Annotated in this window: 24 protein-coding genes and 1 pseudogene; 2 read left to right on the top strand and 23 right to left on the bottom strand. The window is 51.6% G+C overall.

Annotated features, from left to right (window positions below; translation table 11 throughout):
* Nucleotides 1–133: 133 nt before the first annotated feature.
* From HV229_RS04155 to pcoA, 16 genes and pseudogenes are all read right to left on the bottom strand, one after another.
* Nucleotides 134–430: pseudogene (locus tag HV229_RS04155) on the bottom strand (ferritin-like domain-containing protein); the annotation flags it as partial.
* Between the two features lie 114 nt (nucleotides 431–544).
* Entirely contained in the window at nucleotides 545–805 is a 261-nt protein-coding gene (locus HV229_RS26120) for a hotdog domain-containing protein (protein WP_017901299.1), read from the bottom strand.
* Between the two features lie 337 nt (nucleotides 806–1,142).
* Nucleotides 1,143–1,604, bottom strand: a complete 462-nt coding sequence (locus tag HV229_RS04145) for a NifB/NifX family molybdenum-iron cluster-binding protein (RefSeq protein WP_000626969.1) — start codon at nucleotides 1,602–1,604, stop codon at nucleotides 1,143–1,145.
* A complete protein-coding gene (locus HV229_RS04140) occupies nucleotides 1,579–1,899 on the bottom strand; it encodes a DUF134 domain-containing protein (protein WP_001137910.1) in 321 nt (106 codons plus the stop codon). Before HV229_RS04140 ends, HV229_RS04145 begins: the two co-directional genes overlap by 26 nt.
* A 159-nt stretch (nucleotides 1,900–2,058) precedes the next feature.
* Nucleotides 2,059–2,628: a cytochrome C gene (locus HV229_RS04135; RefSeq protein WP_080975551.1), complete on the bottom strand. Its 570-nt coding sequence runs from the start codon at nucleotides 2,626–2,628 to the stop codon at nucleotides 2,059–2,061.
* Nucleotides 2,629–2,656: 28 nt separating this feature from the next.
* A complete protein-coding gene (locus HV229_RS04130) occupies nucleotides 2,657–3,367 on the bottom strand; it encodes an ABC transporter ATP-binding protein (protein ID WP_181546954.1) in 711 nt (236 codons plus the stop codon).
* 1 nt (nucleotide 3,368) lies between these two features.
* On the bottom strand, nucleotides 3,369–4,574 hold the full coding sequence (locus tag HV229_RS04125; protein ID WP_022652303.1) for an ABC transporter permease: 1,206 nt from the start codon (nucleotides 4,572–4,574) through the stop codon (nucleotides 3,369–3,371).
* Nucleotides 4,571–5,722, bottom strand: a complete 1,152-nt coding sequence (locus HV229_RS04120; protein ID WP_022652304.1) for an efflux RND transporter periplasmic adaptor subunit — start codon at nucleotides 5,720–5,722, stop codon at nucleotides 4,571–4,573. The genes HV229_RS04125 and HV229_RS04120 overlap by 4 nt, the downstream gene beginning before the upstream one ends.
* Complete coding sequence (locus HV229_RS04115; protein ID WP_004393990.1) at nucleotides 5,719–6,327, bottom strand: TetR/AcrR family transcriptional regulator; 609 nt, start codon at nucleotides 6,325–6,327, stop codon at nucleotides 5,719–5,721. The genes HV229_RS04120 and HV229_RS04115 overlap by 4 nt, the downstream gene beginning before the upstream one ends.
* Nucleotides 6,328–6,813: 486 nt before the next feature.
* Nucleotides 6,814–7,248: a copper resistance system metallochaperone PcoE gene (pcoE, locus tag HV229_RS04110; RefSeq protein WP_038633679.1), complete on the bottom strand. Its 435-nt coding sequence runs from the start codon at nucleotides 7,246–7,248 to the stop codon at nucleotides 6,814–6,816.
* A gap of 215 nt (nucleotides 7,249–7,463) precedes the next feature.
* Nucleotides 7,464–8,864 carry a copper resistance membrane spanning protein PcoS gene (gene pcoS / locus HV229_RS04105; RefSeq protein WP_006785898.1) on the bottom strand — a complete coding sequence of 467 codons (1,401 nt, stop codon included), beginning with the start codon at nucleotides 8,862–8,864 and terminating at the stop codon, nucleotides 7,464–7,466.
* On the bottom strand, nucleotides 8,861–9,541 hold the full coding sequence (pcoR, locus tag HV229_RS04100) for a copper response regulator transcription factor PcoR (protein WP_001188930.1): 681 nt from the start codon (nucleotides 9,539–9,541) through the stop codon (nucleotides 8,861–8,863). The genes pcoS and pcoR overlap by 4 nt, the downstream gene beginning before the upstream one ends.
* Before the next feature lie 54 nt (nucleotides 9,542–9,595).
* Entirely contained in the window at nucleotides 9,596–10,474 is an 879-nt protein-coding gene (pcoD, locus tag HV229_RS04095) for a copper resistance inner membrane protein PcoD (protein ID WP_306453573.1), read from the bottom strand.
* 55 nt (nucleotides 10,475–10,529) lie between these two features.
* Nucleotides 10,530–10,910: a copper resistance system metallochaperone PcoC gene (gene pcoC / locus HV229_RS04090; RefSeq protein ID WP_000025662.1), complete on the bottom strand. Its 381-nt coding sequence runs from the start codon at nucleotides 10,908–10,910 to the stop codon at nucleotides 10,530–10,532.
* 39 nt (nucleotides 10,911–10,949) lie between these two features.
* On the bottom strand, nucleotides 10,950–11,840 hold the full coding sequence (pcoB, locus tag HV229_RS04085; RefSeq protein ID WP_001378118.1) for a copper resistance outer membrane transporter PcoB: 891 nt from the start codon (nucleotides 11,838–11,840) through the stop codon (nucleotides 10,950–10,952).
* Between the two features lie 5 nt (nucleotides 11,841–11,845).
* Nucleotides 11,846–13,663, bottom strand: coding sequence for a multicopper oxidase PcoA (gene pcoA, locus HV229_RS04080; protein WP_000925242.1), 1,818 nt, complete (start codon nucleotides 13,661–13,663; stop codon nucleotides 11,846–11,848).
* A gap of 234 nt (nucleotides 13,664–13,897) precedes the next feature.
* Between pcoA and HV229_RS04075 the strand changes: the two genes are divergently transcribed.
* Together HV229_RS04075 and HV229_RS04070 are read left to right on the top strand one after the other, a co-directional pair.
* Nucleotides 13,898–14,347, top strand: a complete 450-nt coding sequence (locus HV229_RS04075; protein WP_001023257.1) for a copper resistance protein — start codon at nucleotides 13,898–13,900, stop codon at nucleotides 14,345–14,347.
* Between the two features lie 288 nt (nucleotides 14,348–14,635).
* On the top strand, nucleotides 14,636–15,373 hold the full coding sequence (locus HV229_RS04070; RefSeq protein ID WP_000287501.1) for a peptidoglycan DD-metalloendopeptidase family protein: 738 nt from the start codon (nucleotides 14,636–14,638) through the stop codon (nucleotides 15,371–15,373).
* Between the two features lie 33 nt (nucleotides 15,374–15,406).
* Here HV229_RS04070 and HV229_RS04065 read toward each other — a convergent pair whose 3' ends face one another.
* From HV229_RS04065 to silC, 7 genes are all read right to left on the bottom strand, one after another.
* Nucleotides 15,407–15,604 (bottom strand): DUF2933 domain-containing protein, encoded by a 198-nt coding sequence (locus tag HV229_RS04065; RefSeq protein ID WP_000843494.1) that lies wholly within the window; start codon nucleotides 15,602–15,604, stop codon nucleotides 15,407–15,409.
* A 40-nt stretch (nucleotides 15,605–15,644) separates the two neighbouring features.
* Nucleotides 15,645–18,092 (bottom strand): Ag(+)-translocating P-type ATPase SilP, encoded by a 2,448-nt coding sequence (gene silP, locus HV229_RS04060; protein WP_023331515.1) that lies wholly within the window; start codon nucleotides 18,090–18,092, stop codon nucleotides 15,645–15,647.
* 126 nt (nucleotides 18,093–18,218) lie between these two features.
* Nucleotides 18,219–18,659 (bottom strand): DUF411 domain-containing protein, encoded by a 441-nt coding sequence (locus tag HV229_RS04055; protein ID WP_000758228.1) that lies wholly within the window; start codon nucleotides 18,657–18,659, stop codon nucleotides 18,219–18,221.
* Nucleotides 18,660–18,745: 86 nt separating this feature from the next.
* A complete protein-coding gene (gene silA, locus HV229_RS04050; protein WP_032620969.1) occupies nucleotides 18,746–21,892 on the bottom strand; it encodes a Cu(+)/Ag(+) efflux RND transporter permease subunit SilA in 3,147 nt (1,048 codons plus the stop codon).
* A 10-nt stretch (nucleotides 21,893–21,902) separates the two neighbouring features.
* Nucleotides 21,903–23,195: a Cu(+)/Ag(+) efflux RND transporter periplasmic adaptor subunit SilB gene (gene silB, locus HV229_RS04045; RefSeq protein ID WP_000157620.1), complete on the bottom strand. Its 1,293-nt coding sequence runs from the start codon at nucleotides 23,193–23,195 to the stop codon at nucleotides 21,903–21,905.
* A 113-nt stretch (nucleotides 23,196–23,308) separates the two neighbouring features.
* Nucleotides 23,309–23,662, bottom strand: coding sequence for a cation efflux system protein CusF (gene cusF, locus HV229_RS04040; protein WP_001246155.1), 354 nt, complete (start codon nucleotides 23,660–23,662; stop codon nucleotides 23,309–23,311).
* 27 nt (nucleotides 23,663–23,689) lie between these two features.
* Nucleotides 23,690–25,075, bottom strand: a complete 1,386-nt coding sequence (gene silC, locus HV229_RS04035; protein WP_048242262.1) for a Cu(+)/Ag(+) efflux RND transporter outer membrane channel SilC — start codon at nucleotides 25,073–25,075, stop codon at nucleotides 23,690–23,692.
* Between the last annotated feature and the right edge of the window lie 182 nt (nucleotides 25,076–25,257).

The following is a 25,257-nucleotide window of genomic DNA, read 5'->3' as shown; positions in this document are numbered from 1 at the left end:
ATTTTGAATTCAGGGGAATAGTGTTTCCGGGGAAGTCTTTCTTTAGCGCGCATGAGGTGTCCACCTGCAAAATAAGTGGGTGCTTAAGTTACAGGATCCTGGATTCGGGACCAGACGGTACTCAGACGACGCTTACATCCTTGTCTTCATTAACCGCAGTTAAACGTGAAAATTCATGATATGTGCCGGGCGCGAAACATCCGAGCGAGCGTATACGTTCAGCAATATCATCAACGGCGGTGGCCAGCTCATTGTATTGATTTTCAAACATTAAATGTAAGCTATTAAACATGGGGCCAGTTACATTCCAGTGATAGTAATGTGTTTTTATATACAGGGTATAGGTGTCAGCAAGAAGCCGGGACAGACCGTCTGCAATCTCCACCCGGGATGATTCAGCAATACCAATATCAATGATTTGTTTACTCATAACTACCTCTTACACGGTTTCAGTGGAATATACGATATGCGATTATTCTTTCCGGTCTGAGCAAAACACGCCTCAAATTTTTATAATAACCAGGTACACCTGTCGTCTGTCACACTAGCGATGCGCCAGAGCAATATCCTGCGACGGAACAATGAATTTCGCCGTGGCACGTGCCACTGTCTGCTGTCCTTTTGTCAGCCATGCTTCAAGCAGGTAAATCCCCCTGCGTTGCCCAAGCAGTCTGGCACATACCATCAGTTTGTCTCCGGTACAAACGGGTGAAATGAATCTTACCGTCAGTTCAGCCGTCAGGGCTTGCACACCCTGCATGAACAAACAATGAGTCATTGCTGCATCCAGCAGGGTACTCGTCATTCCGCCATGTAAAAGACCCGTATACCCCTGATGCCTGTGATTGGCCGTGTAGTCCGCACATACAGAGCCATCCGGGTGCTCTGAAAACATTAAGTTCACCGTATCAGGGTTGTTGTCGCGGGAACTACAGACCATACAACAGGTATGGGCCTTTCTGGCATCAAGATAACAATTCATCTGTTTCTGCTCAGCGTCCGGTTGTACTGACGGGAGGCATCCGGAATTCAGTCAGCTGAGGGGCTCCCCCGGCATCATTACTGCCTCCTCCACACATTCCGGCTCCTGGTTTATACACAATACGGGTCTGATAAAAATCACCGCCCGTGATGAAATAAACTCATGAATGGCAACAGCGCCCGTTTCCGTGATGATGCTGACGCCCACCCTGGCACGCATTTTCTGCTGTGTTCCCGTCAGAGTGACAGCATTTTTTCCCTTTCGCCTCATGATGAAAGGACTGGCGTCCCTGCTCCGGCTTATTCAGTTCAGTCAGAACACGGGTATCCGGATCACACAGTTCAGTGAACAAACGACGACCACAGTCAGTCTGGTACACCGCGATCTGATGCCCCAGTAATTTACCCAGCATCCGTTCCCCGATGTTACGGACCACAACGCGGCTGACTTGCTGTTGAACCAGCAGGTCAACCAGCTTCCGTTTACCTGAACAATCTGCGCCCAGCGCGGGATTTTCTGTCCGGCTGAGCTCCACACCGCGCTCATCCACCAGGACAAGGTGACTCGCTTTGGTAAAATGATTTGCTACCCGGTCGTCATTCACTGGAATGGCTGTGATCATCTTGTGTAACTCCTTCCCTTTCAGAGTGCATTATTAAGGCCTTGCCCTGAGTGAGACAGTCCACAACCTTAAAACGGGCTGCTTTCAGGACATTGGCCAGTGTCTGCCTTGAAACCCCCATTGCAACAGCCGCTTCCTGCTGTTGCATGCCCAGTAAATCGACTAGCCGTAACGCTTCAAACTCATCTTCTTTTAAATGAACATGTTCAAGCTGGCTCATCGGTCGCGCATTGGGCTTAAAACAGGTATCCGCAGGGCGGCCACAGATGTTACGGGGAATTCTGGGTCTTGGCATGAAGGCTCCTTATTGGCATATGCTATATATACACTCATAAACTGGCATATGCAATATACTCTGCTCACCGGTGGAGAATTTTTTGCTTTACCCTGGAGTCTGTAAGTGGGCAGCAGGTCATGAGAGATGAAGAGAAAGAAAACAGATACTGTATGAGACTCAATTTAAAGTGCTGCCATAAGGGGGTCGTCTCAGAAAACGGAAAATAAAGCACGCTAAGCCGGTGGCAGCGGTCGCAATGGCCTGAACTTCCCCGCACCGACCTTGGCACTGCTGCGCCATAGGTAATCGCCGGTCAGGTTGATATGCTCCCACCCCAGCGGGGACAGATAGGGCGAATGATTGGATCACCGCCTTGCCGTCGCTGCTCGCAGCAGCCAGCTTCATGGCCAGCGCCGCCTCGTGAGTCTGCGCGTCAAAGTTTCTGAACTTGGTCGCATCAGCGCCGAGGTAAGCAAGGATGCGCATTTTTTCAGTAAGCGGTGGCTCGGGGTGTGCAGCAACTTTTGGGGCGAGCTGAACGACCTGAACCCATTCCTCCTGCGAAATCGCACCGGTAATAGCCTGCATGTTGCGCCCGAGTTCCTGCATGATCTTGCGTAGCGCCAGTGGCTCAACCTGGGTAGCGTCACCAGCCCAAGCTGGCAACTGAAAACCCCATAAAAGCAGGCAGGCCGTAACGGTCAGGGTGATAGTTCCAAATGCGTGGCTGTGTTTGCGGTGGGTCATGAAATTCTCCTGTAATTCAATCGTTCTCTCATTCGAACTCCCGCCCTTCGCCAGCTTCCTCATGGGTCACGCCGTCGCGGATGTGGTAGATGCGCTTGAATGTGGGGATGATCTTTTCGTCATGGGTGACGACGATGATGGCGGTCTCGAACTTCCGGGCCATGTCGTTGAGGATGCGGATTACAGCCATGGCGCGCTCGGAATCCAGCGGCGCAGTGGGTTCATCGGCCAGGATCACCGGCGGACGATTGACCAGTCCGCGCGCGATGGCGACCCGTTGCTGCTCGCCACCGGAGAGTTGCGAGGGCATTGCGCGAGCTCGGTGTTGCACATCAAGCGCTGTGAGCAATTCCAGTGCCTTCGCGCGCGACTCTCCATTCGCGACGCCTGCAAGCATCGGCAGCAGCGCCACGTTGTCGGTGACATCGAGAAACGGAATCAGGTACGGCGCCTGGAAAACGAAACCGATCTTGTCACGCCGTAAGGCGCGCAGGTCGCGGACTTTCCAGCCATCGGCGTAGATCACTTCATCGTCCAGCGTCATGCGACCGGCGGTCGGTTCGATCACCGCACCCAGACACTTGAGCAGCGTGCTCTTGCCGGACCCGGAAGGGCCGATCAGTCCCACCACTTCACCAGGCGCAACATGCATATTCACGTCTCTCAAGGCAAAGACAGCGGTGTCACCATCGCCATACCGCTTGCTTAAACTTTCGATGTGTATCCCTTTGCTACTCATCTCAACCTCCAATGGCTTCGGCCGGATCGACCTTGAGTGCTATGCGAATGGCGACGAGGCTAGCTAGAACGCAGATCACGAGCACGGCAAAAAAACCGGCGACAGAATCCATTGGCGTGAGCAGGACATATTTTGGAAAAGCCGGTGCTGAAAAGGTGGCTGTGATCTTGCCGACCACGAAGCCAATCACGCCCAGGGCGAGCGCCTGCTGCATGATCATCGCGGCGATGGTTCGGTTGCGTGTGCCGATGAGCTTCAACACCGCGATCTCACGGATTTTGTCCATCGTCAGCGAATAGATGATGAAGGCAACGATGGCCGCGCTAACGATGGCCAGAATCACAAGGAACATGCCGATCTGCTTGGCCGAGGTGGCGATCAGCTTGCCGACGAGGATGTCTTCCATCTGTGCCCGGGTGTAGACCGTCAAACGCTTCCAGCGCTGGATGGATTCGGCAACCTCGTCCGGCGCATGACCAGGTTTCAGAGTGACCAGCACGGCATTGACGAACGCGTTGCTGCTCTGTGAAGCAATCACGGCATCCAGCAAACCTGGATCACCGGGTCGATTGAAGACCGGGTTGGCTTCGGTGCGACGCCGGCTTTGCCAGATGGCATCGTTGTCCTTGAGGAACTGGGCCTCCTGGGCATCTTTGAGCGGAATGAATACCATCGGGTCGCCGCTGGACGACACCATGCGCCGTGTCAGCCCCACGACGGTGTAATGATTGCGGCGAATGGCAAGACGATCTCCCAGTTTGAAGCCGGTGGCGATGTCGGCCACAGCCTCGTAGTGACCGCGCGTGATCTGGCGTCCAGCGACGAGATAAGGAGGCCATCCGGGTGTAGCCCCCAACGCACCGGGCGCGATGCCGACCACCATGGTGCGTACATCACTCTCGCCCTTGCGTACCTGCATGGTCAGGTAGGTCGCGTTCGCAGCCTGTGAGACTCCCGGCATGGCGAGAATGGCGCGATACACGTCATCGTTGAGGCTGGACGACTCCGCATAAGGACCCAGAGTATCCTTTTGCACCACCCAAAGGTCAGCGCCACTGTTGTCGAGCAACGCCTTGCCGTCGTCCACCATGCCTCGGTACACCCCAGCCATGACTAGGGTGACGCCGATCAGCAGACCCAGACCGATGCCGGTGAAGACGAATTTCCCCCAGGCATGGAGAATGTCGCGGCCGGCCAGGCTGATCATCGTGAAACTCCCGGGATATGCTCGACCACATGGATGCGGCTGCGCGCCGTCAGTGCCTTTTCGCTATAGGTCACAACCTGGTCCCCATTCTTGAGCCCTTCGCGCACCTGCACGTAACCATTGAGGTCGGAAGTGCCGAGCTTGACCGGGGAGAAATGCAGATCACCATCCACGATTTGCCAGACACCAACTTTATCGCCTTCACGCTGGACGGCAGCGTTGGGGATCAGTGGAGCGGCCGGGAGCGCCGGCAAGTCAACCGTGACTTCGGCCAGTTCACCCACTGGTGGCAAAGGTTCTGGTTTGTTATCGAATGTCACCTTGGCAAGCGTTTCCTCGGTTACCGCGTCGGCCTTGGGTTCCACCCGCAGCACGCGACCTTTCAAGGTCTGGCCACCACGCGAACGCAGGACGATATGAGCCGGCAGCCCCCCAGCCAGCCCCGATGCGCTGATCTGGTCGAAGCGCACATTGATCCACAAACTCTTGGGGTCGATCACTTCCACCACGGCCTGGCCCGCGACGATGGTCGTGCCGGGATCGGCATCGCGCACGGCGACTACACCGTCGACCGGCGCGATCAGGCGCAGATTGCTCCGCTGCGCGACGAGTGCTTCGCGGTCGGAGCGTGCCCGGGCAATATCTTCCCGAGCGGCGGATAGGGCGGCATCGGCGATCTGCAGTTCCTGCCGCTTGGTGGTGACGATTTCCTCGCTGGTCGAGCGCACCGCAAACAATTGCTCATAGCGGCGCGCCTGGGTTTGCGCGTAGGCTTGCCGGGCTTCTGCCTCGCGCAAAGCCGCTTCCGCCCGCTTGAATACAGACTCCTGTGAGCGCACCCGATCATCAAGGTCGACCGGCTCCATCTCGCCGAGCACCTGTCCGGCCTTGACCTGGTCGCCTACATGCACCTCCAGGCGTTTGACGCGCCCGGCAAACGTCGGTCCGATCTTGTAGGTGTAGCGCGCCTCCACCGTGCCGATGCCGAACAGCGCCGGTGTGATAGCCTGTGATTCCACGCTTGCCACCGTCACAGCGACCGGGGCGAGCGGCCCTGATCGCAGACCGACATAAATAAAAAGCACCAGCAAAGGAATGATGACGGCAAGCAGTGCCAGGGTGCGGCCTTGCAAGGGTAACTTTTTCATTGCGCACTCCTTATGCCACGCCGATAAATTGCAAAGACGCGCGGCGCATCGCGGTGCATACGTCCCACATCACCCGCCAACAGCGATTGCATGACCAAGCCCTGGATCGTGCCAATGAACAGCGTTGCCGCCGCCTCGTTGTCAAGCGAGGGAGACAACTCGCCGCTGGCCTTGCCTTTCTCGATGAGACGATGCAAACGTTCGCCGTAGCGCTGAATCAAGGTTTGCACCATGCGCTTGGCCGGTGTCGATTCGGCACGCTGAAGCTCACCAAACATCATTCTTGGCACGCCTGGGTGCTCAGCTACGAATTCGATATGACTCATGAACATCGCCTCCATGGCTGCCAAGGGCGACTCGATTCCTTGTGCGGATCGATCGATTCTGGCTAATAGGCGCTCTGCTACCCACTCCATGACCGCCTGCCAAATGGCTTCCTTGTTCGGGAAGTGCCGAAACAGCGCACCCTGGGTCAAGTTCATGTGTTTAGCGATAGCCGCAGTGGTTATCTCGCTTGGGTTTTGTGAACCGGCAAGCGCCACGACGGACTCGACAGTTACGGCACGACGTTCATCGGCCGGCAGATGCTTTGGATGGGTGTCCACGAGCACTCCTGGTAAGATAGTAATTGATTACTATCTTACCACAAGAGGCAACTCAAACAAGAGAAAACCCGACGTACTCGTCAATATCTAGAGTCTGCAATGGGCTTAACGTGCTTTATTTTCCGTTTTCTGAGACGTCCCCAGTATGGCAACCACGATCAGTTGTGTAGAGACATTAAAGTTGTATCCTTTAACCTGAAAAAGACTTTAAAGTTGTAAACTTTTAAAAAAAACACATACAAAACATGATACTAAGTGTGTATCACACGCTGTTCCAACATTATGCCTTGATGTTCTTGCAGGAACTGCAATTTACAGGAGGAAAAAGGTGTTTTTGTAGTTATCTGGCGTTACGTGACAGTGTTGGTCAGATACTTCCACCTCTTCAGAGTTAAAGTTTGATATATGGGAAAAAAACGCTCCCGGACGGGAGCGTAAGCCAGTGACTTCGGCGTCAAATGAGGGTCTAACAAGTGGAGCTGCGGGTTAATTCTGGGTGATCTGGCTGCGATGCTTTTCAGCCTGCTGCTGATGAATAACGGAAGATTGACCATTATTCGCCTTCTCATGCATAACAGCGGCTTTCTCATGCTCGTTCATTTCGGAAAATGATTTTGCTGTTTCGTTAGAAGCTGCTGGCTTGGATTTCATCATTTTTTTATGCATTTCAGCCATGTCCTGATGGGCAGCAGAATTGCCGTTTTGCATCATTTCATGGGACATTGCGGCCTGATCGTGACCGCTCATATCCATCATTTTCATGCTCTCCCCCTGAACTGCACTTTTTTCAGCGGATGATTGCATCTGATGGGCAGGCGCCTGGGCATTATTTACCTGGTCATGCATGTTCATTGTCTCTGCAGCCCAGGCAGATGAAGCGACAGCCATCATGGCAATAAAGGATACAAGGATCTTTTTCATGGTTGGGTCTCCGGTGTTTTCATACCCGAACAATCAATGCTTATAACAGAGAAAGCATTTGATCTCAGGGCTGGTTGATCATCACGCCAGGAACCGGGCGATTGAATTATCACGCTGTCCTGATTTATGGCTGATTATAAAAAACCGCCTCTGTTTATCGCGTGACTGAACGATGACATTTTTGTCACCTTCCGGGTTTCTCCTGAATAACGGTATTAATCCATTAACAGACGCACACTGAACACAATTTCCCGCCCCTGCTGTTCTGCTGACAGCTCGCCGCCGTGAGCATGAATGATCGACCTTGTAATTGATAATCCCAGCCCCGCGCCTTCCGTGTTGTAGAACCTTGATGAGTCTGCGCGATAGAACCGGTCAAACAAACGTTCCAGATTAGCGGGAACCTGGCCGGATATCGTATTCGTAATCATCACGTTCACACAGTCACTGTCACGCTCAAGGTGTATCGCTGTACAGGTGTTATCGGGAGAATACTTGATTGCATTGGAAAGCAGGTTACTGAAAGCACGTCGGAGCATATCGCTGTCTCCGGCAACAACGCCCTCTCCTTCAACCGTGATTGTCTTTCCTGTTTCGTCTGCCAGGGGCTCGAACAACTCACGTAATTCATTCAGTTCGGCTGCCAGATCCACATCATGTTTATCCAGCCGCAGCAGACCATGCTCTGAACGTGCCAGAAAAAGCATGTCACTGGTCATTCGTGACAACCTTTTCAGTTCTTCCAGGTTAGCGAATAAAATTTCGCGGTAATGCGAAACATCCCTTTCCTTAGCCAGTGCAAACTGCGTCTGCATCATCAGATTACTGACTGGTGTGCGCAGCTCATGCGCGATGTCAGACGAGAAATCTGACAGTTTCCGGAATGCCCCCTCCAGGCGATCAAACATATTATTGAACTCCTGCATGGTCTCAGAGATTTCCGGCGGAGCCAGATCGGGATTTAGACGCTGATCCAGGCTGTGTACAGTCATGGAGGAAGCCAGACTGGTCATTTCCCGTAACGGTTTCAGACCAATACGTGTGGTCAGCCAGCCCAGAAAAACAGAAATAAAGACCAGACCGATATTGAACCAGAACAGCCAGGTACTGAGTTTGTCCATAAACAGGGTGTGATACCCAGTATCCGTGGCAACCGTAATGATGACATGTTTGCTTTTACCCTGTTCCGGCGTCACGGCAACCCGCCGCGAGATACTGCGGTACACGGTGTTATTTTCTTCCGTCTGGATCATATAGTCGAGAATATCACCCGACTTATTAAGCAGGACCGCTGGAACAACAGAATTTTTGGCATAGAGTTCAACAATTTTTTCATTTTCCATGTTTTTTATAGAAATGAATAAACCATTGTGCCCTACCATCGCATCGTTTATTTTTTCTGATAATGACTTAATATCCGTTTTGTTCCGGAACGTCTCTGTTTTAAGAAACTCTTCGGTGAGCTGAAGTTTACCTGTCAGAAAATCGCGGTCCTGATTATCGAAATAGCCATTAAGGGTGCTAATCAGGATAAAACTTGATAACCACCATACCGTAAGCATCACCGCAGAAAAAATCAGGCTCAGGCGTGTGGTCAGGGAAATTTTGAACCTCACTCTTCTCTGATCTCCAGGACATATCCGGCACCGCGAACGGTATGGATCAGTTTTGGCTCAAAGTCATCATCAATTTTACTTCTCAGACGTCTCACGGCGACATCAATCACATTCGTATCACTGTCAAAATTCATGTTCCAGACCAGGGACGAGATAAGACTCCTGGGTAACACTTCTCCGGTGCGTTGCAGCAGCAACTCAAGCAGAACGTATTCTTTACCGGTGAGATGGATCTTCTTCCCCGAACGGATCACGGTCCGGCGCACCATATCAACGGTCATATCGGCGATGGTGCAGACTGTTGCGGCCTGCGAGCGTGCCCGGCGCAGTAGGGTTCTTACACGTGCAACCAGCTCCGTAAAATCAAAGGGCTTAATCAGGTAGTCATCTGCGCCAAGCTCCAGTCCTTTCACTTTGTCCCGCACGTTGTCCTTTGCGGTTAAAAACAGGACCGGTTCTTCGTGCCCGGACTCCCTCAGTGCGCTGATGATTTGCCACCCGTCGAGGAAAGGCAGCATCACGTCCAGTATTATCAAATCATACTGTCCCTTCGACGCGGCCCCGAGACCATCGCGGCCATTATTAAAGAGATCGGCCTGATAGCCTTCCTCAACCAGTCCCTGCTGCAGGTAACGACCTGTTTTTTGTTCGTCTTCAACGATTAAAATACGCTGCATGGTCAACTCGCTGATATGAAAGTAAAAATCTCACGCATGAGCTTTGGCTGTCCCCTAGCTGACCTGAGACGGAGCAAGCATTCCGAGCCACGCTACGGCGCCCAGAATGATAATCGCAACAACGAATTCTGTCAGGATGCTGTTTCGCATCAGGGCAACGCTGCGATCATAATTCCCTTCCCTGACCATAACTTCAAGCCGGGGACCCAGGTGAAACCGGTTTGCTGCAGCCAGAAGAAGCATCAGAACAAACAGAGCCGTCTTGGCAAGCAATATCCTCCCCCAGGAACTGTTGAATAAGGGAGTTAAGTTACCCTCAGCAATATACAGATAGTTGACCAGCGCACTCAGGATCAGGGCTACAACAATCACCGTTCCTGCCGTGGCAAATTTTGCCAGGGAGTCAGATATCACAATGACGCTCTGTGCATTATGCTCGTTTCTGCGCATCAGCAGGATAGCAAATGCAACCAGAGCACCTGTCCAGGCACCTGCAGCGCCGAGATGGGTCAGATCGCTCAGTAAATGGAGATAGTAATGCAGACCGTCATGCATAACGGCGTGTCCTCCCCAGGCAAGTGTAGCCAGCGCCACGCCCCCACTCATCGTCATCAGCAGGCAGGACAATACTCTCTTATTAGTGTAAAGGAACAAAGCACCGAGTGTGGTAAACAGGGCACAGAGCCTGACAATCCAGCTAATACCCACATCAGTTTCTTCTATCACCATCTCGATAACATGGATGGATAATTCTCTGAGGTCAGTTACTCCACTCATGGCATTAGATACCAGGAGCATATTAATGCCAGTAAGAATGATGCCTGTAACAACAGCAAAGGTTATAAACGACCTGAAATTAGTCAGGTTATAGGTTTCATATCTGACACCGCTTATTCCATATATCTGAAAAAATGGCAATCCAAATATTACCATCAAATCCAGATAAAGAAGAAAACGAATAACAATCATAATCAGGTCGTTCATAATATTACTTCACTGTAAAGGTGTAATTACCGGTAATAGGGTGCGTATCTGAAGAAACCGCGCGCCAGTCAACACGATAAGTGCCAGCGGGTAAAGGCTCTCGCGGAATAATGACCATCGATTTAGGGTCAGCGCCTGGCGCCACTTTTGCCGCGACCGGCATCGGAGAATGTGATGACATGCCTTTCATACCCGTCATCGTTAATTTTGCACCTGAGAATTTCACGGTCAGATTTTCCGAGAAATTAAGCTGAATCTTTTCCGGGGCCGCTACGGCTGAATCAGCCTGTGGCACAGAGCTTTTTAATTCCGGATGGGCCATAGCAGAGAAAGCAACGCCCATAACGAGGCCACCTGTAAGAATGGCTTTATTTAAAATCGACATTTTATTTACCTGTTTAGTTGAGTGTTTTATATCAGTGCGTTAAAACCAGATTCTGGCTCCCGCCAGGAATACTACCTGATGGTCTTTCTCACCTTCTCTTTTCGCCATATCGGATGTTTTCCCGTAAAGTTGATTCCAGGAAACGCCTATATAGGGTGCAAACTCACGGCGTATTTCATAGCGCAGCCGGAGCCCCAGCTCTGTGTCAGTCAGTCCCCTGCCGCGACCCCGCGATTCATCATCCTGACTGTAGAAATTCACCTCATAGGATGGCTGGAGTATGAGCCGGTTAGTCAGTAAAACGTCGTATTCTCCTCCCAGACGAAGGGCTGCTTTTCCGCCATTACTGACAAAACCCGTAATTTCAGACTCAAAATTATAGAGTGCCAGCCCCTGAAAACCGACAGCAGCCCAGGTCCGGGCAGAAGCAGGTCTGAAATCCTGCCTGACACCCGCAACCAAATCCCACCATGGGCCAACCGCATGTCCCCAGAGTAACTGCGCTTCAGCCGCCTCCGTTTCCCCATTGCTTCGTTCACCTTCACTCTTTAGCCAAATCCGATCTGTGTCGCCTCCAATCCAGCTGTTAACACTCCAGCTGAAATTGTTGGTGTTATCCGACCGTTGCCATTCCAGTTGATCCAGCAGAACCAGATAATTAATCGCACTGTCGTGAATCGCATGCCCCTGTAAATTGCCGAATGCAGCCTTCCGGTCGGCATCGGTAACAGGCGGAATTGGCGTTCTGCTCTCAGTTACAATGGGCTCCATTGACGTCATCTCAGTGAAATTCTCATCTGCTGGCATCTGCATGGCAGACATGTCGTGCCCGGCGTGGGGATCTGCAGAGACGGAGCCCGCCGCAATAGAAAGCTGTGAGGTAAACAAACCGGCGACCAGAACAGGTATGGCCTTCAAATTTCTCTTCATTCGCATCATTCCTCCACCCGGACTTCACGAAACATTCCCATTTCCATGTGATAGAGCAAATGGCAGTGATACGCCCAGCGGCCAAGCGCATCTGCTGTCACTCTGTAACTGCGTTTTGTACCAGGGGGAACATCTATTGTGTGTTTACGAACCATGAAATTACCGTTTTCATCTTCCAGATCGCTCCACATACCATGCAGGTGAATGGGGTGAGTCATCATGGTATCGTTGATCAGCGTGATCCTGAGCCGCTCACCGTATTTCAGCAGCACCGGTGCGGCATCTGAAAACTTGATTCCGTTAAATGACCAGGCAAACTTTTCCATGTGGCCGGTTAAATGCAGTTCTATGGTACGGCCAGGTTCACGTCCGTCAGGATCCTCAAAGCGGCTTTTCAAATCCGCGTACGTGAGAACCTTTCTTCCGTTATTTCGAAGACCAATACCCGGATCATTTAATTTCGGAGAGACGCTCATCGCCTGCATATCAACCAGTGGGTTATCCGTTTCTGACGCAGGATGACTTTGCATACCCGGCATTCCGGCCATCCGGGAATGATCCATACCGGCCATGCTGCTGTGATCCATGGGCGCGGAGGATGTCCCGCTATCCGGAAGGTCAGCACCGTCCATAGACATCATCTCTCCGCTGTTATCCATGCCTCCCATCTGGCTGTGGTCCATTCCTGCCATATCATGTCCCATTCCCCCCATACCCATATCTTCCATGGTCAACAGAGGACGGGGATCGAGGGGGGGAACGGCAGCACTTAACCCCTCTCTCGTGGCCAGTGTCCCTCGAGCGTAACCGGTCCTGTCCATGGATTGTGCGAAGATGGTATAGGCCTCACCCTGAGGCTCCACAATGACATCATAGGTTTCGGCAACGGCAATCCTGAATTCGTCAACGGTAACCGGGTTTACATACTGGCCATCTGCAGCCACGACCGTCATTTTCAGCCCGGGGATACGGATATCGAAATAGGTCATTGCCGAGCCGTTGATAAACCGTAAGCGTATCTTTTCACCGGGACGGAACAGTCCGGTCCAGTTTTTCAGCGGGGCCTGCCCGTTCATGAGATAGGTGTAGGTGTAGCCACTGACATCCGCGAGGTCAGTCGGATTCATTTTCATTTCAGCCCACATTTTCCGATCGGCAATGGTGGCTGACAGCCCCCTGGTATTCACGTCGCGGAAAAAAGAGCCAACGGTTGGTTTATTGAAATTGTAGTAATCCGACTGTTTTTTTAATTTTTTCAGCAGGCTGTGAGGATTTTCATCGGTCCAGTCAGACAACATGACCACATGCTCACGATCGTAAGCAAACGGTTCTGGCTCCCTGGCATCGATGATAATGGCACCGTATACCCCCTCCTGTTCCTGCAGACCGGAATGGCTGTGGTACCAGTAAGTCCCGTTCTGCTTAACCTTAAAGGTGTAAACGTAGGTATCATCAGGCTCTATGCCCATAAAACTCAGCCCCGGAACACCATCCATATTGGCCGGAAGAATAATGCCGTGCCAGTGAATGGACGTCTGTTCATTAAGACGGTTTTTGACCTTCAGGGTAATGGTGTCACCTTCTTTCCAGCGAAGAACGGGCCCCGGCAGGCCTCCATTGATTGTTTTGGCCTGACGCTCACTGCCCGTGATATTGACGGCCGTTTCACCAATGGTCAGGTCAAACTGAGTACCCTGCAGGGATGCGGCAACTGGCAGGCTCAGACTGGAACGCGCATTGAAACTCCATACGCCAAGACTTCCGGCTACGCCAGAGAGGGTTAACCCCTTCAGGAAAGTTCGTCGAGACGTTTTCAACAGCATGCGCATTCCCTTATTTAAAGTATGGTTACTGACAGAATTCGAGAACCGATTTAAATTAAATTACTGGTTCATCCACTTACAATGAAATGAATCTAGCACACCTTAAGAAACAAATTCATTACAATCGTGTAATGTACATAGCTGTATTACATTTACGTCATCTTCCCCACAGGTTGATTATTTTTATATATGATCATAAGGACATCTTTTATGTACCTCAGAAGGTAATTACACATGAATATATTAATCACGACCACTGCGTTTACAGCTTTATTTTGTGGGGCAGCTTTTGCTCAGTCCAGTGATATTGCCCATGAAGCACATCGATTTGTTAATAATGCCTCAGCCGTCAGTCATGTGAATTCCTCGACGCATGAAAACTTACCGGACAGGGTTAATAAAAACAACACGCCCTCATTCTCTGAAATGAATGAACATGAAAGGGCCATTGTTGCTCATTCATTTATGAACAACAGCGCGTCCTATGCGCATCAGAAAATGATTGAGGAACATAAAAAAATGCTGTCCGGCAGTGATGCAAATTCAAAGACCTCGTCTTCTTCTTTTAACGAACTGAATGCCGGAGAAAAAGCCGCTCTCGTGCATGAGCAGGTCAATAATGCCGGTGCGGAAGCACATCAGACGCAGGCAAGAAAGCTTCGCGGGCTGTATTCGACCAGGTAACTGCAGGCGGGTTAGTGCTTAGCGTCAGGTGCGCAGCAGGGCTTTACTGACGGGTTACGTAGCAGGACATGAGCCCCATATTGCTCTGCCGTAACCTGTTTCAGTCCCGTTAATCATCACCGTCGGGCTGGTCATACAGTTCCCAGAGCTTCAGGAGCAAACGGGAAACAAGATATGTTACAAAAATGACGACCATCAACGGTGCTCCCGATTAACTGACAGATGACACGCCTCCTGAAAACCCCTAGCATACGCCGCAGTGTTCATGCTAACGGCGAATTCCAGTAAATGTATTCTACCGATGTCGTAAAAGAAAATGCCTACCTTTCAGCCACCCGCTCGGGGCTGGAATCGAACGAGATCGCTACTCTTCAGCGCTCCTTGCCTTCCCGGTTTAATCTGCGGCATTTGAAAAAAAATGAATCATTAAAACTCGTACTGCAAAAGAAAGCGGGAAAATCACGTGTCGTGGCCTATAAATTTACGTCCGGTTCATTTAATTACACGGCGTATCGTATATCAGATAAAAAGTTCTATAACCTTTCCGATACTTCCGGGAAAGGCAGTCTCGATTATCCGTTACCGGCCACAGCAAGACTCAGTTCGCCTTTCAATCCTGCAAGACTTAACCCGGTATCGGGAAAAGTGAGTCCCCATAATGGCATTGATTATTCCATGCCCATGAACACGAAAATAGTCAGCGTCATCGACGGAAAAATCACCCGGGCCGAATACAACAGTACCATGGGATATTTTGTTGAAGTAACGGGAAAAGCCGGTGTTAAAACTCGCTATCTCCACCTCAATAAAATACTCGTTACTAAAGGGGCCAGGGTTACACGGGGAGGTGCTATTGCGTTATCCGGTAACAGCGGACGTTCATCCGGTCCTCATCTGCATTACGAGCTGGTCATCAATAACAACCCTGTTAACTCTCTGGCGTTCCGGGCAGCGGCACCCGCTGATAACAAACTCGAACAGCATGCCTTTGCGCATGCCAGAGACTACGAACGATACCTGGACTGATAACGGGACCGCGACGCGGCCCCGTCTGCCGGATTAATTTTTTTTATCGTTTTCACTTCCGTGATGTTGATGATCTCCATGCCCTCCGTGGCCGTGGAAAAGATGCATTAGCGGGCAGACCAGCAATAACAGATATGGCCAGTAACCTGCCACATGTGACCAGTGTTCGCGCAGGAGGGCAAATGCCGCGATCGCGGCGACAGCAATAAGCGCATAGGTGGTACTTTTCATACTGGACTCCTTCTGTTCGTAACTGACCCTTCACTCAGTGTTATTTCCCGAGCCTGACACTTTTCAGACGCAACGCATTCACAATGACGCTGACGGAGGAAAGAGCCATGGCCGCCGCCGCAATAACTGGCGACAGCAGTATTCCATACACAGGATAAAGCAGACCTGCAGCCACAGGCACGCCAAGTGCGTTGTAGATAAATGCAAAAAACAGATTCTGACGGATATTTTTCATGGTGATCTCTGACAGATGACGGGCCCTGTTCAGTATCATCAAGTCGCCTTTGAGAAGGGTGACTCCGGCACTTTCAATTGCCACATCTGTACCCGTTCCCATGGCTATACCCACGTCAGCCGCTGCCAGCGCCGGGGCATCATTCACACCGTCTCCGGCCATCGCAACCACATGGCCAGACTCTTTCAGTCGGGTTATCACTGCTTTTTTGCCATCCGGCAGAATTCCGGCTTCAACCTCATCTATTCCCAGTTTCCGTGCGACTGCTTCAGCAGTAAGCTGGTTATCCCCGGTGAGCATAACAATGCGGATCCCCGCCTGACGCAAAGCTTTAAGCGCATCCGGCGTGGTTGTTTTCACGGGATCCGAGATAGCTATCAGGCCTGCAAGGTCCCCGTCTGTGGCCACATAGATAACGGTAGCGCCTTCCATCCGCAACGTATCCGCAACGGCCTTTTGATTATCAATAACGATACTGTTTTCCTGCATAGCCAGTTCATTACCAATAACAACCCGTTGACCTTCGACATCGCCTGAGACACCTTTACCCGACGGTGCATCGAAATGAGTGACTGCGGGTATTGCGATCCCCTTTTCCTGTGCTGCTTTAACTACTGCCATACCCAGCGGATGCTGCGAGCCTTTTTCCACTGCGGCTGTTACACGCAAAAGAGATGTTTCCCCACCCGGATTGAGACTGATAATCCCTGTCACCGTAGGCGAACCTTCCGTGAGCGTGCCTGTTTTGTCGACAACCAGCGTGTCCACTTTTTCAAGACGCTCAAGGGCTTCGGCATTCCTGATTAACACCCCGGCCTGGGCTCCTTTGCCCACCCCCACCATTATCGACATCGGCGTGGCCAGCCCCAGCGCGCAGGGACAGGCAATAATCAGGACCGACACAGCCGCAATGAGACCGTGCGCCATCCTGGGCTCGGGCCCCCAGACAGACCAGATCACGAAAGCAACAACCGCGATAAGTATCACCAGAGGAACAAACCAGCCTGAAACGCTGTCAGCCATTCTCTGGATGGGGGCACGCGAACGCTGTGCATCAGCGACCATCTGAACAATTCGTGAGAGCATTGTTTCATCACCGACTTTCTCTGCACGGATGATGAGACTCCCTGTCTGATTAATGGTCCCCCCGATGACAGGGTCACCCTCCGTTTTGGTAACCGGCATAGATTCCCCGGTCACCATCGATTCATCAACGGTTGTTTTGCCTTCGATCACAATACCGTCGACCGGAATACTCTCTCCTGGTCTGATGCGGAGCTTATCGCCAGGCAGAACATCTTCCGCATTAATATCCGTTTCATGACCGTCATGATCCAGCCGCCTGGCGGTTTTGGGGGCAAGATTCAGTAGTGCAGTAATGGCACCTGAGGTTTGTTCCCGTGCCCGCAGCTCAAGAACCTGTCCCAGCAGAACAAGCACCGTAATAACTGCTGCGGCTTCAAAATAAACGGCCACCAGGCCATCCATGTTTCTGAACGATGCAGGAAACCAGGAGGGGAAGACGGTTGCAATGACGCTGTACACCCAGGCTACGCCGGTGCCCATTGCAACAAGGGTAAACATATTCAGGGAGCGGTTACGTAACGACATTCCGGCCCGGGCGAAGAATGGCCAGCCACACCACAACACGACAGGAGAGGCCAGAAGCAGCTGCAGCCATGTGTTGTACTGTGGCGGTACTGTATTCCTCAAGGCGGGAAACAGATGAGATCCCATTTCGAGTACCAGAACCGGAAACGCCAGCAACAACCCCAGCCAGAAGCGTCTTGTCATGTCGCGAAGTTCATCACTTGGCCCCGTGGATGCCGTAGCTACGAGCGGCTCCAGTGCCATTCCACAGACAGGACAGCTTCCGGGACCACTGCGGCGTATCTCCGGGTGCATCGGACATGTCCACACACCTTCAGAATTCTCTTTCTCCGCCTGGTGGTGAGGCTGTTTTATCTGATCAGGGCTGACTTCGTGATGATCGTGGTGATGGTGATGGGAATGTTCACTGGCATCTTCGGTAAGATAACGATCGGGATGGGCTTTAAATTTACTCTCACAGCTGGCGGAGCAGAAATAAAGTTGATGGTCCTGGTATCGAATGCTGCTGTGCGCCCTGTCGGGCAGGATGTCCATCCCGCACACGGGATCTCTCACCTTATGCAATACGTGGCCCTCGTCCGGGGATAATGTCTGCTCAGAAGCAGTCTGGTTGTTGTGTTGCACTGCATTGTCATTTTTCACAGTAACTCTCCTTATGCATACCGAAGCATCTTCTGTCTTCAGGGTATGTCATGGATGCGATTACCACGAATGCCGCCGGCATAAGAGTGCCTGCTGCCGGCGTCCCGTTATCAGCCGTTCCGCTGACTATTCGATTCGCTGGAAGACTTTTTTACTTCCATCCGGTGAGAATGCGATAACATCGTAAGCCTCTTTTCGGGCTCCCATCTCCATTCCAGGACTTCCTGCTGGCATACCGGGGGTGGCGAGACCGTATATACCTGAACCAGACTGCATTGCCTTATGTATCGTTGTCGCAGGCACATGGCCTTCAATGATCAAATTACCGGCAACCGCGGTATGACAACTTCGCAGTCCTGCAGGAATAGCATGCTTTTCTTTCAGGGCTGACAGCGCCTGATCATTCATGACGTGAGTTCGTACTTCAAACCCGTCTTTTTCCATCGCCTTGCCCCACAGGGAACAACAGCCACAGTTTTCAGATTTGTACATATCAATCACTTTTTCACTCGCCATCGCGGGCAGTGAAAGGCCGAGAGCCAGCGCCATCAGAACCACTTTTTTCATACTCACCTCTGTATATTATCGATTTAAACCCTGACGTCAGGGTGAATCAGTAAAGAAGGACACCCACAGGGGGTGCCCTTTCAGGTTCAGGACACGCTTTTTTTATGTCTGCGCAGCCAGATTAATTTGTAGGCGGCAGGAATAATGAACAGGGACAGCAGCGGAGCCGTGATCATCCCACCAATCATGGGTGCCGCGATACGGCTCATGACTTCTGAACCTGCACCGGTTCCCCAGAGTATTGGCAGCAGACCCGCAATGATCACCGCCACGGTCATGGCTTTCGGCCGGACACGCAGTACGGCACCATGATAGAGGGCTTCATCAAGGCCTTCCGGTGTGAACGTCTCTTTACGGGACAATTCCGGGTGCGCTTCAATGGCATGACGCAGATACATCAGCATGACCACGCCAAACTCTGCTGCCACCCCGGCCAGAGCGATAAACCCCGTTCCGGTTGCGACAGACATATGGAAGCCCTGCCAGTACAGGAACCATATCCCGCCAACCAGGGCGAACGGCAGGCTCATCAGGATCAGCAGGGCTTCATCAACCCGGCGGAATGCCAGATACAACAGGATGAAGATGATCATCACCGTCATCGGCACCATCAGCTTCAGTTTCTTGTTGGCATGCTCAAGCAGTTCAAACTGTCCGGAGAATGACACGCTGGTACCCGGTCTCAGTTTCACTTTCTGACTGATCGCCGTTTTAATGTCATTAACCACCGACACCATATCCCTGCCGCGCGCGTCAATGTAAATCCAGCTGGCTGGACGGGCATTTTCCGTTTTCAGCATAGTCGGCCCGGAAACGACCTTAATATCCGCAACATCGCCCAGCGTGATCTGCTGCTTCATCGGGGTCAGGATCGGCATCTGTTTCAGGGCCTGCGGGCTGTTCCGGTAATCCTGCGGATAGCGGATATTAATCGGGTACCGGGCCACGCCTTCAACCGTCTCACCCACCATAGCCCCACCGATGGCTGATGAGATGAACAGCTGCACATCGCCCACCGTCATTCCGTAGCGGGAGGCTTTTTCCCGGTTGATATCCACATCAATGTAGCGCCCGCCTTCCAGTCGCTCTGCGAGAGCAGACACTACGCCGGGTACGGTTTTGGCGACCGCTTCGATACTCTGCGCCGTTGCATCGATATCGGACAGAACCGTTCCGGACACCTTGATACCTATCGGGCTTTTGATCCCGGTTGAGAGCATATCAATACGGTTACGGATTGGCGGCACCCAGAGGTTTGCCAGCCCCGGTAAACGGACGGTCCTGTCGAGTTCTTCAATAATCTTGTCAATCGTCATGCCTGGACGCCACTGATCCTCAGGTTTGAGCTGGATCGTGGTTTCAACCATTTCGAGCGGTGCGGAATCCGTGGCGGTCTCTGCTTTACCGGTCTTGCCAAATACAGAGGCCACTTCAGGAACGCTTTTGATTAACTTGTCCGTCGTCTGCAGGAGCGCTGCAGCTTCAGCCGGAGAGACACCCGGCAGGGTCGACGGCATATACAACAGGTCGCCCTCGTTAATCTTCGGCAGAAACTCACCGCCCACCTGGCTCAGCGGCCAGATAACGGTGAAAATGGACAAGGCCGCAACCAGCAGGGTTGTTTTTGGCCAGTGGAGAACCCGCAACAGCAATGGATGATACGCTTTGATCAGTACCCGGTTCAGGGGGTTACTGGTCTCTGCAGGAATTTTCCCCCGGATCCAGAATCCCATCAGAATCGGAATGACGATGATGGCCAGCGCGGCCGCGCCCGCCATGGAGTACGTTTTCGTGAATGCCAGCGGGCCAAACAGACGTCCTTCCTGACCTTCCAGGGTAAAGATAGGAATAAAGGACAGGGTGATGATCAGCAGGCTGATAAACAGTGCGGGTCCCACTTCAACGGAGGCATCGGTAATCACCTTCCAGCGGGTGGCGTTGTCAATCTGCTCACCAGGATGCTGATGATCCCACTCCTCAAGCCGCTTATGCGCATTCTCAATCATCACAATGGCGGCATCCACCATCGCACCGACGGCAATCGCTATCCCTCCCAGCGACATGATATTGGCGTTCAGTCCCTGGAAGTGCATGACGATAAAGGCGATACACAGACCAAGCGGCAGAGAGATAATCGCCACCAGGGCAGAACGTACGTGCCACAGGAACAGGGCACAGACGATGGCCACCACGATAAACTCTTCCAGAAGTTTGGAACTGAGGTTATCAATCGCCCGGTCGATGAGCTGGCTGCGATCGTAGGTGGTCACGATTTCAACGCCTTCCGGCAGGCTGGCCTTCAGCGTCTCAAGTTTATCCCTCACTGCCGTGATAACGTCGCGTGCATTTTTACCCGACCGCAGGATCACCACGCCGCCAGCGACTTCGCCCTGGCCGTTCAGCTCGGCAATACCACGCCGCATTTCAGGCCCGGTCTGCACTCGGGCAACATCCCGCAGATAAACCGGCACGCCGTTCTCGCCTGTTTTCAGGACGATGTTATTAAAATCATCAATGCTCTGAAGATAACCGCTGGCACGGACCATATACTCAGCTTCGGCCATTTCAACGGATGAGCCACCGGCCTCCTGGTTAGACGATTCAAGGGCCTGTTTCACTTCGGGCAGGCTGATACCATACTGAGACAGTTTTACCGGATTGACCTGAATCTGGTACTGTTTCACCACGCCGCCAACCGAAGCGACCTCAGCCACGTTCGGGATGGTTTTCAGCTCAAATTTCAGGAACCAGTCCTGCAGAGAACGCAGTTCTGAAAGGTCGTGTTTTCCGCTGCGATCGACAAGGGCATATTCAAATATCCAGCCCACCCCCGTGGCGTCCGGACCGATTTCAGAACTCACACCGGCGGGCAGTTTTCCCTGTACCTGGTTCAGGTACTCCAGCACGCGGGAACGGGCCCAGTACAGATCGGTGCCGTCTTCAAAAATGACATACACATACGAATCACCGAACTGTGAAAAACCACGCACGGTTTTTGCGCCAGGCACGGACAGCATGGTGGTGGTAAGTGGATAGGTGACCTGGTTTTCTACAATCTGCGGGGCCTGGCCGGGATAGCTGGTTTTGATAATGACCTGCACATCTGACAGGTCAGGCAAGGCATCGACAGGCGTGTTAATAATCGTCCATGTGCCCCAGATGCTGAGAAACAGGGCCCCCATCATGACCAGGAAACGGTTGGCGACAGAGCGCCGGATAATCCATTCAATCATCGTCGTCTCCTCAGTGCCCTGAATGCATATTTACAGGCTGGTCAGACATTGCTGGCATACTGCTTTCTGTTTTTTCAGGGTGGCGCATACGTTCCAGTGCGCCCGTAATATTGGCTTCAGAGTCAATGAGGAACAGGCCACTGACCACCACGGTATCGCCTTCATTCAGGCCGGAGCCGATGCCGGACTGTTGCTGTGACTCATGCAGAACGTGGATCTGTTTCGGCACAAACTTGCCTTCATCATCAACAGTAATCACGCGCTGTTCTTTGCCGGTATCGATAACGGCCTGGCTTGGTATCAGCAGCATCTCCTGGCTTCTGGTATTCAGTTTCAGATAGGCATTCATGCCCGGCTTGAGAAACTCATCCTTATTAGAAACCTGGAGACGGACCTGAAGCGTACGGGTTGTCTGATCCACGCTGGGAAGAATATTCCATTTTTCGACATGGAATGTTTTATCCGGATAAGCCGGTACCGAAATTTCAAACTGCGACGTATCTTTCAGCAGATAGGCGATAGATTCTGGCACTGCAGCGCTGATCCAGACCGGGTCCATTCCCTGAATCTGAGCCACCACCTTATCTTTCGAAATATTCATGCCGGTGCGCAGGTCAAATGCAGTAATGACACCATCAATAGGTGCTTTAATGGTAAAACGGGTCTGAATGCTCCGGGTAGAACGCAGTCTCTGAATATCCTCTTCCGGCATACCTGCCAGGCGAAGCCGTTCCAGAACGCCTTTAATTTGCGTGGAAGTACCACCGGTGCTGGATAACAGAAGGAATTCACTCTGTGCTTCCACCCAGTCCGGAATGGTAATATCGATAAGTGGCGTCCCCTTCTTCACATGATCGCCAATCGTCATGGGGTAGACTTTTTCGACAAACCCGTCAGAACGCGCCTGCACAATAACAAACTGATACTCGTTATAGCTGACATTAGCCGGGATTGTCTGAGAATAATTCAGCATTCCTCGCGTGACTTTTTGCGTTTTTAATCCCAGATTCTGAACCTGGGTTGGGTCGATACGGATCCCGCCACTGCTTTTATCGCCACTGTCATCAGCATATTTTGGCACCAGGTCCATATCCATAAAGGGCGATTTTCCGGGTTTATCAAATTTGGTATCCGGTTTCATTGGGTCATACCAGAAAAGCACCTTTCGTTCCGGTGCCTTTTGTTCTGTTTTTTCTGTCTTTTGTGCTGAGTTTACATACTGCCAGGCAGTAACCGATATCAGCCCCCCTGCTATGAGGCTGCTGATAATTATTGCAGCATATTTTATCTTTAAAGAAGCCATACAATTTTCCGCTAAAAAATCAAAACACCTGGCATATGCGCCTGACGGTTAACTCACACATATACCTATGTGAATGTACAGGCGCACAGGATGTAATCGCTCCGGACAGCCAATCAGGACTGCGTCACGTTAATGCTTTTGAGTAAGGAGATATTGCCCTGCTGAATAAACGAGAAATCGACATGGTTGCCTGTTTTCAGGGCATTAATAGCATCGTCTGCATTAACAAAAGTAAAGCGCATGGTCATTGCAGGCCAGCCCACCGCTGGAATTGCTTCATGCGAAATGGTGATTTTCTTAGTATTCATATCAATGTCTTTAACGACACCGGTGCCCTTGATAACTTGCTGTACCGAAGCATCACTGGCAGTATTCATATCGCCATGCTGATGTGTTTCAGCATGAAGACCGGCAGAAAACATGACAGAGAAGGCACCAAATAAAACGGCTTTAAGTGAATTACGCATTTTAATTTCCTGATTAATTAAATAAATTTACTCTACCCAACCGCCACCCAGCGCGGTAAACAGATTAATTTCGTTAACCTGCCGGGAATAGGTAAGATCGAGAATGGTTTGCTGGGTAGCGAAGAGGGAACGTTCTGCATCCAGCACTTCGATGTAACTGACAGCACCACTTGCATACAATCCTCTGGCACGCTGTAGAGTTATCTGTAGTGAATCAAGATAACGCTGCTGTGACTCAAGTTGCTGGCTAAGGCTGTCGCGCAGCGCAAGCGTGTCGGAAACATTTTTAAAGGCTGACTGAATTTTTTGTTCGTAATTAACCACCGACTGTTGCTGGCGAATTTCAGCCAGCTTCAGATTGGCTTTGTTCCTGCCAGCATTAAATATAGGAATTTCAATTTTAGGAATAAAATTCCACATTCCACTTCCTGACGTAAAGAGGCTGGACAGCTCCGTACTGCTTGAGGAGAGACCACTGGTCAGGGTAATGGACGGGAAAAAAGCCGCTCGCGCTGCGCCAATATTGGCATCAGCCGCTTTCAACTGGTATTCCGCTTCCATAATATCCGGACGCTGCAGCAATATTTGTGACGACAGATTTGGTGGCAATTTTACTGGTGCGATCTCCCCACCTTTCATCCCTTTTTCTGACGGAACTGCGCGGTACGTTCCAAGCACCAGTTGCAGGGCATTGTTTGCCTGAGCCAGATCGCCTTCTCGTTTGGCTATTTCGGCGCGGGTACTTTCGATTTGCCCCCTGGCTTGTTCAAGCGCCAGAACGTTCGTACTCCCGGTCACCAGTTGTTGCTCAACGAATGCATAAGACTGTTCATAATTTTTCAGCGTTTCCCGCGCAATACGGAGTTGTTCGTACGCCAGTTGCTGGCTGAAATAGCTCTGTGAAACGTTGGAGACCAGCAGGATGTGTACGGCACGACGGGCTTCTTCGCTGGCAAAGTAGTTCTGGCGATCAGCCTCACTCATGTTCTTAAGTTTGCCAAAAAAATCGAGCTCATAGCTGAGCTCCAGACCCGCGTCGTACTCCTGCGTGGTCGGCTTGTCACCTTTCAGACCACCGCTGTATGTAATCCCGGATGAGGCATTCAGTTGGGGATAACGATCTGCATCCGTGACGTTGAACTGGGCCCGGGCCTCTTCAACCTTCAGGGCAGCCATTCTCAAATCACGGTTATTATTCAGGGCTTCACCGATCAGCCTGCTGACCTGGGGATCGACAAAAAAGTTTCGCCAGCCCGTATCCTGATAGCTGTTTACCGCAGGCGTCAGACTGTTTTTAGACAATGAAAACTGCTGGGGAACCGGAGCTGGCGGACGCTGATATTCAGGTGCCAGAGAAACACAACCTGCCAGGATGAATATGGTACTGATGCTAAGTAATTTTAATTTGAACATAACGCTTCTCGTACAGGCAGACCTGGTAAATGGTTCAAATGAAGTTCAGAGTATTACCAGGGTTACTTTACCGAACGCTCTCTGTTTGCCGGGTGACAGGATAATGACAATGTTGTCATTTTTGCTGTAATCCGTTGATAACGATCGTGGGCGCAATAGAATGACATTAGCAGCCAGCCGGG

It is taken from the genome of Citrobacter sp. RHBSTW-00524, from assembly GCF_013747755.1.
Lineage (GTDB): Bacteria > Pseudomonadota > Gammaproteobacteria > Enterobacterales > Enterobacteriaceae > Citrobacter > Citrobacter braakii.
Note: the sequence above shows the minus strand (reverse complement) of the source record. Positions and strands in the feature narration are given on the sequence as shown.